The organism is Bacillus sp. FSL E2-8900 (genome assembly GCF_037966225.1).
GTDB classification, from domain to species: domain Bacteria; phylum Bacillota; class Bacilli; order Bacillales; family Bacillaceae_G; genus Bacillus_A; species Bacillus_A cereus.
This window is the reverse complement of record NZ_CP150193.1, coordinates 2,898,077-2,912,020: the sequence shown is the minus strand read 5'-3', so window position 1 is coordinate 2,912,020 and position 13,944 is coordinate 2,898,077. Positions and strand designations below refer to the sequence as shown.

Genomic DNA, 13,944 nt, shown 5'->3' with positions numbered 1-13,944 from the left:
GAAGAAAAAAGGAAAGACTTCATTGTAGCTTTAGGGTGAATGCAACATGACGATTTTATTAGTAGTAAACAAACGTAGTTAGCTTATTGTAATGAAATAAAAAAATGTAGGAGGATATAAATGATAAAGCCAGTTGTAGATGTAAAAAACATTCAAAAATTGTACGGTAAAAAAGGTGAGAATCAATCACATGCATTAAAAGGTGTATCATTCTCAATTCAAGAGGGGGAGTTTGTCGGTATTATGGGGCCTTCTGGTTCTGGTAAAACAACATTATTAAATGTAATTTCAACGTTAGATAAAGCGACAGGCGGCATTGTTGAAATTGCAGGAACGGATATTACGAGAATGAAGCAAGGTGAACTTTCTGATTTTCGTTCACAAAAGTTAGGGTTCATTTTCCAAGACTTTAACTTATTAGAAAATTTATCTATCTATGAAAATATCGCACTCCCACTTTCACTTCAAGGTGTTTCATCTCGTAACATTGGAAAGAAAGTAGAAAAAGTAGCTGATATGTTAGGCATTACAGCGATACTTCAAAAATATCCTTCTGAAGTATCTGGTGGACAAAAGCAACGTTCTGCAGCAGCACGTGCGTTAGTTCATGAACCAGCAATTATTTTGGGAGACGAGCCGACTGGAGCTCTAGATTCTAAAAATGCAACGAGTTTACTTAATGCCATGACAAGCTTAAATAAAGAGCAAGGTGTATCCATTATGATGGTTACGCATGATCCTTATAGCGCAAGTTACTGTCAGCGTATTTTATTCATTCAAGATGGTGAGTTATATAAAGAAATTCATCGCGGTGGTACCCGTGAAGAATTCTATAAAGAAATTTTAGACGTGCTTGCAAACTTAGGCACACAAAAAGCGTAAGGAAGGAAGTTCAATCATGTTATTTAAGCTTTCTATGTCAGGCCTAAAAAGTAAGTTGCAAGATTACATTGTTTTACTTGTTGGTCTTATTGTCTCTATTTCAACTTTTTATATGTTTCAAACGCTAGCATCCAATAAAACGTTCCTTGAATCTAACTCTTCTATTAGGGATATTGTGGCTGTCTTTAAAATTGGTTCCTTTTTGTTAGCAGTTATCACATTTTTTTTTATTTTATATGCAAACTCTTTCTTATCAGCTCTTCGTCAAAAAGAATTTGGTATGTATATGATGTTAGGAGCAAAAAAGCATAAAGTTACATTACTTATGTTTATCGAAACAATCGTATTAGGCGCTGCGTCTCTTGCGATTGGTATTACAGTTGGTGTGGGACTTGCAGAAGGGATCGGTCAGTTATTAATGAAACAACTCGAGTTTGCTGGTGAAGGTTATAAAGCATTTTATCTGCCATCAATAGCTATTACTTGCGTCTTCTTCTTTGTACTATTTGTATTATCTGCAATTATGAATAGTATTAAATTATCGCGTATTTCTGTACTGCAACTTGTACATGCAGATGCACAAACAGAACGTGTTGCCATAAAAGGAAAAATGACAGTTGTAATTGCATTCCTTGGTATTCTTTTATTAGGTATTGGTTATGCATCACTGATCTATATGTCATATGCAAATTCGCTAATTGCTTTGGGATTAATGGCCGTTGGATTAATCTCAGCAACCGCTGGTACTTACCTTATATTTGGATCCCTTCTCCCAGTTATGATTAACAAGCTAAAGAGTAATAAAAAACGTAGTGAAAAAGGCCTCAATGCTTTTACTTTTGCACAATTAAATTTCCGCATTAATAGTCTAACAAATGTGCTTGCAACAGTAGCAATTTTAGTGGCTCTTGGTGCTGGTGGAATTGCTTGTGGTATGGCATTTAAAAACAACATTATAAACATGACAGATCAAATGCGAATTTACGATTCAGTCATTCATAATCCAACTGCGGAAGAAAAGACAATTTTGGGTGGTATCTTATTTCAAGAAAAATTTGAATACCATTATAAAGTTGATGATAGGTATGTTTATTATCTTAAAGAAGATGTAGAAAAAAATCGCCCTTTCTTGCAAGGCATGAAAATAGAAAAAGTTTCAGAGGAAATACCAATTGGTGCATTTTCAATAAAATGGGTTAAAGGAGAAATCGACACAAAACAATGGATTCAGGCTTTCAGAACGATCCAGCCAAATTATATGTATCCTCATTATGAAATCAAAATTGTAGAACAAAACATATACGATGGGTTGAAGGGTAAAGAAAGTACTGTGTTTATAGGGAAAACAGATGATTTTGGATCATACATAAAAGAATGGAAAAAACTTGATGAATTACAGATAGCAAAATATAAAAATGTGAAAGCGGAAGAATTGGATAGTAAGTATCAAAAATATATTATGAGTCATGATTTTGCCAGCGGACTAATGTTTATGGGTTTCTTCGTTGGAATTGCATTTTTAGCAATGATGGCAAGCTGCTTAATGTTTAAAGTTCTGTCGGGAGCATCAAAAGATGTAGCACGTTATCAAATGCTTCGTAAAATTGGTGTTCGCCAAGAATTATTAACAAAATCAATCTATAAAGAGTTATTCTTCATATTCTTATTCCCAGCAATTGTGGGGATTACTCACATATTAGTTGGTATGAACATGTTCAGCGTTCTTTTGGCTGATCCGTACTTTCGTATTTGGTTACCACTTGTTATTTTTGTAGTAATTTACTCGATTTATTACTTGATTACAGTTCAATTATATAAAGGGATTGTACTCCCTAAAAAGGATTAATGTAATGATGTTATTTATACGAAGTATAGACATAATCGGACCTCGTTTTATTGATTATCTTGAATCGGTACAAGAAATTTAGAAATAATAGGTGGACTAGCACTACGGTCCATAAACTATTTATTTTAGATTTTAAATTAAAAATTTATCTTTTATCTAAGAAGGGGCGCGGCAACGATTACTACTTTTAGGGGCCATTGGCAAGTTTTATTTAACAGGATTAATTTGTATGAGTTTTTTTAAAAGCTTGTAATGCTATAATCTCATAAGTTAAAGTTTTACCCTGAAAATCTATTATTTATAATGAGTAGCCCGAAAGAGAAAGGATTGTTGCCGTGTCCTATCACCATCGAGCAAGGTTGATAGGTATGCGTCACTACGCCATATAGTAAAAATAAAGGCTCAAAAACGGCTTTTATTGATTTAAAAGCTGCACGGATTTGTTTAATTTTATGAAAAAAAGTAAGAATCACCAATATAATTGGCAGTTCTTACTTTTTTTTACATACATATTATTAGCATGATAACATTAAAAATTTTTGTACGGAGAGAGAGGTTTCTATATGCTCTATGATGAAAATATAAGTTTAACAGGACGTATTGTATCGCCTGGTGAAGCGCAATATGATTCAGCACGTCAAGCGTTCAACACATTTTTTAATAGATTCCCTTTTGTTATTGTCTTTGCACAAAATACTCAAGACGTTGTGAATGCAGTACGATGGTCGTTACATAATAACGTACCTATCCGAGTACGTTCAGGAGGGCACAATTATGAAGGCTTGTCAGTTTTAGATGGTGGTATTGTAATTGATGTCAGTGAGATAAATCAAATAAAAATAGATCCAACATCAAAAACTGTTACAGTAGGAGCTGGTTGTAAAAATCTCCATCTAGCTGAGCTTCTTGGGAAAGAGGGATTAGCTATTCCTAATGGGGTCTGTCCTAAACCAGCTATCGCAGGAATAGCGCTAGGTGGTGGGCAAGGTATTCTTTCTCGACCATTAGGACTATTACTTGATCATGTCGTAGAAATAGAAATGGTTGATGCTAACGGCTGTGTATTGCAGGTTAATGATCAGGAGCATCCTGATCTATTTTGGGCTTTACGTGGTGGAGGCGGAAGTTTCGGTATTTGTACATCTTTTCGCTTTCGTACTCAGGAAATTAAGACTGTTGGTTTTGTTGAAGTTAGTTGGAGGCATCAAGATTTAAAAGCCGTTATACAGGAATGGCAAAAGTATACTCTACCTACTTCTGATAAACGCTTTACTCCTACATTATTATTGTCTTCAGAAAAGACAGCTCCTGTGTTGATGCATGGGATTTTTCATGGATCAGTTACAGACTTACAGAAATTGATACAACCACTTCTCAAAATTGGATCACCTATAAAGGTAGACATAAAAGAACTCTCTTATTTAGAAGCTATAACGTTAATATCCAATCATCAGCCTACAACTCCTTTTCCATTTAAAAGCGTAGCACCTTTTATGGATTCTTTATTACCTGAAGAAGGTATTGCTACGATTCAACATTTTATGAGTCAATCTCCACCTAATTCTACTGTTTCTATATTTTTTCAGGGCTTAGGGGGGACTGTTTCTGCAGTACCCAAGGAAGCAACTGCTTATTTTTATCGAAAAGCTCTAATGAATATGGTGTTATTTTCCACTTGGGACAAACCTGAGGGAGCTGCACAAGGGATTCGTTGGGTAGAAGCTTTTCGTCACGCGTTGATTCCTTTTACGAAAGGTGTCTATGTTAACACACCTGACCTCTCAATGAAAGATTGGTCGGATTTATATTATGGTGAAAACTTTAAACGATTGACTCAAGTGAAAGCTAAATACGATCCAGAAGATATTTTCAATTTTCCACAAAGTATTCCACCTGTTTATAAAAAATAGAAATCCTTTGCCGACCTTAAATTTTGCAATTTATAAAGAATGATAGATAATCCTTTTTGGAAAGAACAATTAATAGAGAGATAACATTAATTATCGACTGTATCAAAAGTTAAATCACTTCTTTACAGAAGGAGATGGAGAATTAAGTCAATCGAATGAATATTATAGCCTGCTAATATCCCAGAGTATGTTATAAATGATATTGCAACTTGGGTGCAAGGAAGAGTGAAATGAAATTAGCAACTATATTTTTAAATGACTATTTTCAGAGACAACAAGTGAATTAGGGGGGACTGGTTTAGAGGAATCCCCACATGAAAAGACCTAAAACTGTCTTCCGTATAGCGATAATAAAGATGTTTAATTTCTAATATAGAAAACAATAGCGTTGCTACATTCAATACGTAGTAACGCTATTTAAATTTTTTAAAACAGGGTTAAATTTTTCAAAAAAATTACCTATCAAAAATGATATTCAATTAAATTCATAAGTTTATCCCGCATTAACGGACAGTAAGACCCCCACCTCAAAATTCACCGGAAGCAAAGAAGTTAGGTAGGGGCGGCCTGCCCGTAAAAACCCGATTGGTGAGGGCTGATTAAAGTTTCACTTTATCCTTTACTGTATCTTGTAACTACATTTTGCCTTGCTGTAGAGAAACAAAAAAACATTTTTCTTATTCAATAATTCCAATTTCTAGAGCCTTTTGAACAGCTTCTTCTTTGTTACGGACTCCCAGCTTTGTATAAGCTGTAGAAGCATAATTTCTGACCGTACCATTCGATAAATATAACCTTGATGCTATGGTAGTGTATCGAAGTCCCTTGGCTACTAGTTGCAATATTTCTATTTCCCTAGCTGTTAGCTCATAAGCGGCTGCTTTTGATTGTGGTGTCTCTTTTTGCTCATCAAATTTCTCAAATATTTTGTGAGACATTCCCTGATCAATTAGTGTCCCACCTTTGTGAATAAGTCGGATCGTATTGGCTAGCTCCAACGTTTCAATAGATTTAAGTAAAAAACCATCCGCACCGTTGCGAAGTGATTCCACTGCCTGTTCGGTATCTTGAAACGTTGTAAAAATCAATACGCGGATATGTGGCCATTGTTGCTTAATCTTTTTGGTTGCTTCGACTCCATCCATGTGCTGCATATCTAAATCCATAAGTATAACATGGGGTTGAAGGCGCCCACACAAATCGATGGCTTCATTGCCATCTTCAGCTAAACCGACTACATTTAAATCTTCATATCTATCGAGTAGTGTCCTCAAACTTTCCCGGACAAATGGCTGATCGTCTACAATTAACAAACGAATAAGTCCATCTTTTATTTCAGTTTGTCGCGGTATGGTACAAGTAACAAGCATTCCTTCCTCAGGCTTTGTATATACAGACAATTGACCTTGCAAGTTCATTGCCCGTTCTTTCATCGCATTCATACCAAAGCCTTCCTGCCATTCTACATTTCCTTTTCCATTATCTTGAACTTCTAACCTCGTATATTGTTCGTCAAACTGCAATGAAACTATAATTTCAGTTCCCTGACCATGACGTACTGCATTCGTAAGGGACTCTTGTAAGCAACGAATGAATGCGATCTTCGCTTGCCGAGACAGCTGATATTCCTCTCCGAATGTCCTAAAACTTACATTTACCTGAGCGTGCTCCTGAAATTCGGCTCCAAGATTTTGTAGAGATTGAATTAAGGAAGGCGATTGACATGGAGAATCCATTTGATGTAGGTAACCTCTCACGTCCTCGATACTTTTCCGTCCCATTTCAAGCAGAGAGTCTAGCCTCTGTATACCCATTTCAGTAGAAAGTTCGGTACGCAACGTTTCCATCCCCATAATAATAGAAGTATAAGCATGACCAACTGTATCATGAAGCTCACTCGACAGTCTGTTCCGTTCTTCCGCCAGTGTGATGCGTTCAATCTGAGACATATATTGCTCAAGTACCGCGTTTTGTTTACGAATTGATTCATTTTGTTTATGATTGACGATTAATAAATGAAAAGCGAAGCCCATTACATATGCGAATCCATAATAGGTGACCATAACCCAATAGCTATTACTTGCCGCAACCGCATAGAAAATTCCAGTCGTTATAAAAACCGTTATTGGAGCTGTCCAATAATAGGACAAATGCTTACTATTCGCAGCAATTAGAAACACTGATATAAGAAATGTGTTGTAAGCTCCTGGAAATAATGAGGTTAAATATATACATAGTCCACCATACAGCAGTATTTCTGTGAACAAATAATATTTATAATTGAATAGTAAGGCTACCCATGGAATAGAGAAGGCAATAATTTCCCAAAGAATAATACTCCAAAGTGGTAATGTTAAACCATCCTGAAAATTTAATGTAGCTAGAATGATAGACACACTAGCAAGTAGGCGTACCCCCAACATAATCCAATCATACCAAAACCAATACTTAACCATATCTAACAAGTTCTTTACCCCCTAAATGGCCTACCATTTTCTTCCTATACTATAATTTAATTCTTCCTGTCTTATTATACTTTTTAATTTAAAACTACGATACTACTCACAGACTGCAAACTTTTATTGATTTAGTTGCCGAATCATGCTACGTGTATAGCCCCCAATTTTCTTTGTCCAACCATCTACTATTCTAATACTTATGGCGGTAAATACTATACCCATAAACATTACAAAAAGTGACTTGGAAAACGTATCTATCTGTATGAAAATAATATTCATTTCAATGTAGCGATACAGTAGTGGTGCCAACAGGAGCATAAGTGGCATTACATAAAAAACGATTGCACTAATGAGACTGAAAATGCCAATCACTAATTTCTGCATTAACCAAAAGACAGCAGACCAAGTACGACGATCTGTAAGCACTAATTTCACCTGAGCCCAGTTCGATGTATCCATTGTTATACTTTTATCATAAGAGTCTGTTGAAATATCTGTATAAATTTTCGTCTGTATGCGCTCGAATTGGATAAAAGGTGTCGTAGTCTGTAGTACGCGCATAATTAATGGAATCCCAACAACAGTAAATGAAAGGGTTAAACTAAATAGCAGAGCTATAAGATAAAAACAAAAATAAAACAATCCTGTAACGAAAGTTAGCAATAAAAAATAACCATTCTGGATGAATTTTGATTTCATAAAGTTCATCGCTCCTATCTATGTAATAACCGAATCATACTGCTTTTTTTGTCATTCTCACTAGTGTAAAAGTGTCATATGACAGTTCTAAATGATATTAAAAAGGGGGAGAGCAGTTTACTTCTAGTTAACAAAGATGCTTTTATCCCGCTATTTGCCAGGCAGTAAGACCCCCGCCTCAAAATTAAGCGTTAGGTGGGGGGCAGGCTGACGGTAAACGCACGATTGGTGAAGGCTAATAATAAGTGGGGGATGAACAAAAACTTGCTGATTAAAGTTTCACTTTATTAATCCCCACAAAACAATCCCGTTCTTACATCTGCAAGAACGGGATTGTTTTGTACTTTTATTTAATATGAGATGGACTTGTTTTTCGAATATGAAAAATAATATCAAATTGCTCAAGCAATGAAGTATCAAAGTATACCGAACTGTTGGGGATGATTTGTCCTCCTATACTTAGTAATGGTCTTTTTGCTTTAACCCATTTCTCTGCTTGTCCTTTAAGGTGACGGTTATCCAATAAAAACGTTTTATAGGGCACTTTTCCGAGAGTGTAATTGAAACTTTTTACATCTTGTGGAATAGCGTCTGTTGTAATCTTACCTCCGGTGGAAGGATTATATTCGCTATATAAGGTGAAATTCCCCTCCGTAGTTGTACTACCAATTGTGACATAATTATCGTCTAAACGTTCCTTTAAAAACTGCCCCGCAACATCAGGATATAATTGCTCATCGATAATTCCTTTAGCTATATGAATATTGTGTCCCCATACCATCGTTTTACCACCAAATGTCTCTTGTGCCCACATTGCATGATCGGCCAAGTATTGCTCATGTAGCTTTAACATACTTGGATAGTCGTTAGGAATTAGCATTGTGGTAAATTTCTCTATTGCACTTGCCGTTGCTTGCGCCCAGATGTACTCGGGTGAAGCTATTTCTGTGTTGGCTTGCCCATTCTCATCTTTTAGTAATTGGGCTACTCTCTCAGCGTTTGCTTTGAACTTTTCTTTTATTTCAGGAGCAAGGTCCATATATTCCTTTGTACTTCCATTAAAAGCCGACAATTCTTTATAATTTTCTTCTACTTCTGCCAGCAAATCTGGTCGATGTAGTCTTACATAATCAATCACTTTATTAAAGCAACCTTGGTCCAACTCCTTTAAGTCGAGGCCAATAAATTGGATCTTTTTTTTATTGGATGGATCAGCATTATAATCTTTCATCCACTCAATCATGGCTATAATTTCATCAGTAGGATATAACAAGTTTAAAAATTCCCTAGGGTTTCCTTTTCCTGTTTGGATATATTCATTTAGTTTTAAGCCGTTTCCCCAATCTTCTTCCATTGTGAAATTTGTAAAACCCATCTCAGTAACCAAATATTTCACAAGGCGAAACTTCATAGTGAAAATTTCAGAGCTTCCATGAGTATTCTCTCCTAATCCTACATATTGTGCGCTCCCAATCATTTTCTTAAGTGGTTTTAAATCCTCAAATGATTTTGACGGCTCTATCGTTTTTAATGGGTAAGCCTGTGATTGTATGGATTTAACTATATTTTTTTGTATTGATTGACTTGAATTTTCGACTGCTACTGTTTGAGCCTTTCCTACTTCCGCGCATCCTGTGACTAATAAAGCTGTACTAACCATTGCAATTATTTTTTTCTTATTCATTTTTTTCACCTCAATTGAATTATTTGTAAAAGCAAGAATGATTCATTGTACTTGCACGAATCAATTGCCTTAATTCAATTGTTATTTATTCCATATCATATTTTCTAGTTACATAGTGTCATAAGGTTAATTGACACAGGTCATAGACTAATCATTACACTTTTGTACTATCGGTTATGACAACTTATAAATAATAATTACATGGATGAGTTGCAAGTAAAACTAGATTATAAATTTGGGAGTGATGTTAAAGATGAATGAATCTGTATGCCAAAATATTTTTATTCTAAGGTGTGTCTGTAGAAATGACAAGAAGTAAATTCGATAAACAAGTGAATGAAAGGGGAAGGGCGGATTACAATGATATTACACGCAAAATCGTTCCACAATAAAGATAAAATCCAACGTGCTAAAATAGGACTTCAACTCTTTCTGAGTATCTTAATCATTACTTCTATTATCCTAAATGTAGTAATAATAATTACGAAAAGTATGCCGCTTATTGTGGTATATATGTTTACCCCAGCATTATCTTCTATTTTGACTCGCATAATACTGAAAGAAGGGTTTAAAGATGTATCTTTTAGTCTCGGTAACTTAAAGATATGGAAGGGGATCGGTTTTGCTCTGCTAATCCCTATGATTATTTGTGGAATTACTTATTCTATCGCCTGGCTGAGCGGAATTGCAGGGTTTCAGCATCCTGAAGGTGGTATGTTAGAACCGATCTACAATATGCTTGGACTTCAGTATGTAGCGGCACCATTCAGTTTCATTTATCTAGTTGTATTGAGCGGCGTCTTCGGAAGTTTGCTTAACTTAATCCCAGTTTTGGGAGAAGAAATGGGTTGGCGAGGTTATATGCTCACAAGGCTAGTCGATGCAGAGTTTTCACGGCCGATCCTTATTAGTGGATTGATTTGGGCAACGTGGCATGTTCCAATTGTTATTGCTGGTCTATATGTAGAGGGACCATCTGTCCTACTTTCAGTGCTTGGCATCTATTTTTGTATTGTGCCATTCAGTTATATTACAGCTTATTTACGACTAATCACAGGTAGCGTTTGGCCTTCGGTTATCATCCATACTACTTGGAATGCCATTATTCAAGGACCTTTCGCACGTGCAAGTACAGGATATCAAACTGAGATTTGGGTTGGAGAATCTGGCTTGATAACCGCTATTATTATTTTAATTACTGCAATAATTACGTCTCGAATCGTAAATTTTACTAAATAGCATACGGATGTGTTTTAAATTCAATTAGTGAAATATGACGAGGCGAAATAAGATGCTCCTAAAAATATTAGAAAAAATCTAGTTGAACAGACTCTTACTTAATCTTAGGCTGCTGGATATGTGGGTACATCAAGCTAAGAAAATAAACTTGGTTTGCCATAAAAAACATAATGTTTTCATTTAAAGGCTATGAAATGAAATTTCATCATCTTCATCACGTTTGACCTTCAGGAAATAAAAAGTTAAACGATTATCAAATACTCTAACTGAAAAAACGATAGTCCTTCTACATTTTAGATAGAAGGACTATCGTTTATTTTTTTGACAAAATTAGGAGGTGATGTTTATAAAATGGATAATATAATTCGTATTTTACGTAAAGAGAAGAAGTTTTCCGAAGAAGATGTAGTTAATTCCTTTGGTATAACGGTTGATTGAAATTTCATTTTATGACTTGTAAAGGACTGTTCAATGCATCGTACTATTAAAAAATCTAAATTTAATCATTAAATTGCGATAAAATGTGTTCGGAAATAATGAAATTTTAGGAAAAATAAGGTACACTAGTTTATGATTTTAGTTGAAAATCGTTTGACGTTAATGCATACGGGGGAAAGATTGATGAACAACAATACAACAAATGAATCAGTTGAAGAAATTGATCAAAAACGAGTAAGATCAAAAAAACGTTATACAAATTGGAAGTTTATCGCAGTGGGTATTGGTGTAATTGCACTTCTTATTGGGGGAATGAGTTATTATCAGGCAACTCACTTCAATTCGAATGTTACAATTAATGACACAAAAGTTGGTGGTCTGAGCGCTGATCAGGCAATACAGAAACTAAAGACATCTGGACTAGCAAACAAAGTCTATGTTGATCAACAACAAATTTTAGATGAAAAAGATACAAAAACGGAACTTACAGAAAAAGATTTGCCTCAGGTTAAGAAACTATTAAAAAGTCAGTGGACATTTTTTCCTTCCTCAAAGGGAGAAAATTATTCATTGCTACCAGAGAAGGCAGATCAGTATCGTAGTGAAACGATGAAAAAACTTGTAGAAGAAAAGCTCATCTCTATGAATGAGAAATTAAAAGCGCCTCAAGATGCTATGGCGAAGCTAGAACAAGGGAAAATTGTTATTTCGAAAAGTGTTGAAGGAAAACAGTATGATGTTACTAGTCTACTGAAAGATTATGATAAACAAAAATATAAAAGCGAAATTCATCTGAAGTCTGCATACATAAAACCTATTAAAGAAGACGATCCGATTGTCAAAAAAGAGGAGAAAGCACTACAGAATCTTCTTGGGCAGTCTGTTGAGTATAAAGTGCAGGATGAAGTTTATCCTTTAAAAGCGAAAGATTTAATTCAAAATGCCTCTATGTCAAAGGATATGAAAGTTACAATTGATGCGAGTGACATTAAGAAGAAAATTACTGAAATTAATAATGCCAAATCAACATTAAATAAAGATTTCTCATTTAAAACTCATTCCGGTTCAGTCATATCAGTAAAAGGACAAGGATACGGCTGGGCACTAGATGTTGAAAAAGAAACTAAACAAGTTCAACAAGCCTTTGAGAAAGGCGACAAATCGCTTTCTGCTTCTAATATTCACGGGAATGGTTGGGAGAAGGAAGGTATCGGTTATAAAACAACATCGAATAATGGCATCGGAGACACGTATGCAGAAGTTTCAATTGCAGAGCAACAAATTTGGATTTACAAAGATGGAAAATTAGTTGTTACAACAAATGTAGTAACTGGTAAACATAGTACTGGTGAAGATACATCACCAGGTGTGTGGTACGTCCTTTATAAACGAACACCATATACGCTAAGAGGTAACGCAGTAGGAAAAGCTGATTATGCGGTTAAAGTAGATTACTGGGTTCCATTCACAAATAGTGGTCAAGGATTTCACGATGCCGGCTGGCGAAAAGACTGGGGAAATAATGCTTATTTAACAGGAGGATCAGGTGGGTGTGTGAACCTTCTTCCTAATGTTGCAAAAACTGTATATGATAGTTTGAACACGTATGATCCAGTTATTGTGTATTAAAAAATAGCTACGTATCAAGAAATAAACAAAGCAGGAAATCTTACCTGATGGTATATGAAAAAACACCTCTTGCATTCGCATACTAAGTGTGCAAATGTAATGGAGGTGTTTTTGTTTGAATATAAAAGTGTGTTGCTTATAAGAAACAAAGTAGAAAGAAATAATAAGTATTCAAATAGTCAATAAAATTGACGATGAATATCATTTTCATTTAATATAGAATCGTTGCATGTAATTAGACATGAATTTTTTGTTAATATAATAGATTTCTATTAAGTTGTCACATTTAAGAACTATCATTAAATATTTTAAGAATTTAAACGTAGGAAAGGGTAATATAAAATGAACTGGAAAAAAGGCGGATTATGGGTTATTATTTTTTTTGTTGTAAAAGGCACGATTTCTACACTTTTAATCGTTACAGGTGCTAAATATTTTGATTTATCATTTATGCAACTTATCTTATTAATTCTGACCTTATTAGTGATTTCTCTAATAAGCCGAAAATTGCTGTATAGACATAAACAAAACAAAAAGCAAAAAGAGCTAAATATATAAGGAAGCCCCAGAGACCGTTGGATTTCTGGGGTTTTATTTTGATAGTTTTTTCGCATGTATATCAATTTAACAGAATAGGTTGTCCAAAATGATAAAATCGATGATGTTTAAAATGCGTCAGTTATTTTTAATAACGATTGATACCCGTATTTCTACAATCTATATAAATGGCTCAAGCTTCACATCTTATGAATTCCTTGAAGCGCTAAACTTAAGCAAAATAATGAACTATCCTATGGAAGAAAGTTGAGGGAGCCAATCGCATATGTTTTATTGAAAGGATGTGATTGAATTATGGAACGGCCGAATTGGGGAATTGGAGGATTAGTATTCGTTGGCTGTATGTTTCTTGGTGGAGGAGTGGGATCTATGTTAGGTAATGCCCAAACTGGATGGCTAATAGGAATGGGCGCTGGATTTCTTGGTATGGCTTTAACGAGACTGTTCAGAAAATAATGTAACTGGGATTCTTCTTCTGGTAAATAAGGAAATATGTAAGTAAGTCATGACATAAGAGTTCTATAAATTATAGTTAGAATCTTCTCTTTTGTATTTGTTTTTTCTAAATTTCTCCATACATAGATACGATTCTCAAGTCGG

At 34.9% G+C, this 13,944-nt stretch carries 10 protein-coding genes; 7 read left to right on the top strand and 3 right to left on the bottom strand.

From position 1 onward, the window contains the following. Nucleotides 1–120: 120 nt before the first annotated feature. The 3 genes from NST90_RS14880 to NST90_RS14870 all read left to right on the top strand — a co-directional run bounded on the left by NST90_RS14880 (nucleotide 121) and on the right by NST90_RS14870 (nucleotide 4,638). On the top strand, nucleotides 121–882 hold the full coding sequence (locus NST90_RS14880; RefSeq protein WP_000595165.1) for an ABC transporter ATP-binding protein: 762 nt from the start codon (nucleotides 121–123) through the stop codon (nucleotides 880–882). Nucleotides 883–898: 16 nt separating this feature from the next. Then, complete coding sequence (locus NST90_RS14875; RefSeq protein ID WP_098770194.1) at nucleotides 899–2,728, top strand: ABC transporter permease; 1,830 nt, start codon at nucleotides 899–901, stop codon at nucleotides 2,726–2,728. Between the two features lie 563 nt (nucleotides 2,729–3,291). After that, a complete protein-coding gene (locus NST90_RS14870) occupies nucleotides 3,292–4,638 on the top strand; it encodes an FAD-binding oxidoreductase (protein WP_025708658.1) in 1,347 nt (448 codons plus the stop codon). A gap of 677 nt (nucleotides 4,639–5,315) precedes the next feature. On the opposite strand, the gene NST90_RS14865 is transcribed toward NST90_RS14870, so the two are convergent. From NST90_RS14865 to NST90_RS14855, 3 genes are all read right to left on the bottom strand, one after another. Continuing rightward, complete coding sequence (locus NST90_RS14865) at nucleotides 5,316–7,103, bottom strand: hybrid sensor histidine kinase/response regulator transcription factor (RefSeq protein WP_025708656.1); 1,788 nt, start codon at nucleotides 7,101–7,103, stop codon at nucleotides 5,316–5,318. A 114-nt stretch (nucleotides 7,104–7,217) separates the two neighbouring features. Continuing rightward, nucleotides 7,218–7,796 (bottom strand): sensor domain-containing protein, encoded by a 579-nt coding sequence (locus NST90_RS14860; RefSeq protein WP_283748152.1) that lies wholly within the window; start codon nucleotides 7,794–7,796, stop codon nucleotides 7,218–7,220. A gap of 346 nt (nucleotides 7,797–8,142) precedes the next feature. Then, on the bottom strand, nucleotides 8,143–9,480 hold the full coding sequence (locus NST90_RS14855; RefSeq protein WP_025708652.1) for an erythromycin esterase family protein: 1,338 nt from the start codon (nucleotides 9,478–9,480) through the stop codon (nucleotides 8,143–8,145). A 360-nt stretch (nucleotides 9,481–9,840) separates the two neighbouring features. On the opposite strand from NST90_RS14855, the gene NST90_RS14850 reads away from it, so the two are divergent. The 4 genes from NST90_RS14850 to NST90_RS14835 all read left to right on the top strand — a co-directional run bounded on the left by NST90_RS14850 (nucleotide 9,841) and on the right by NST90_RS14835 (nucleotide 13,800). Further along, a complete protein-coding gene (locus NST90_RS14850; RefSeq protein ID WP_025708650.1) occupies nucleotides 9,841–10,719 on the top strand; it encodes a CPBP family intramembrane glutamic endopeptidase in 879 nt (292 codons plus the stop codon). Nucleotides 10,720–11,340: 621 nt separating this feature from the next. Continuing rightward, nucleotides 11,341–12,786 carry a L,D-transpeptidase family protein gene (locus NST90_RS14845; RefSeq protein WP_001064068.1) on the top strand — a complete coding sequence of 482 codons (1,446 nt, stop codon included), beginning with the start codon at nucleotides 11,341–11,343 and terminating at the stop codon, nucleotides 12,784–12,786. A gap of 342 nt (nucleotides 12,787–13,128) precedes the next feature. Next, a complete protein-coding gene (locus NST90_RS14840) occupies nucleotides 13,129–13,344 on the top strand; it encodes a hypothetical protein (protein WP_001104104.1) in 216 nt (71 codons plus the stop codon). Between the two features lie 294 nt (nucleotides 13,345–13,638). Then, the gene (locus NST90_RS14835; protein WP_000441008.1) at nucleotides 13,639–13,800 is read left to right on the top strand and encodes a hypothetical protein; all 162 of its coding nucleotides are present in this window, start codon (nucleotides 13,639–13,641) and stop codon (nucleotides 13,798–13,800) included. Nucleotides 13,801–13,944: the final 144 nt, after the last annotated feature.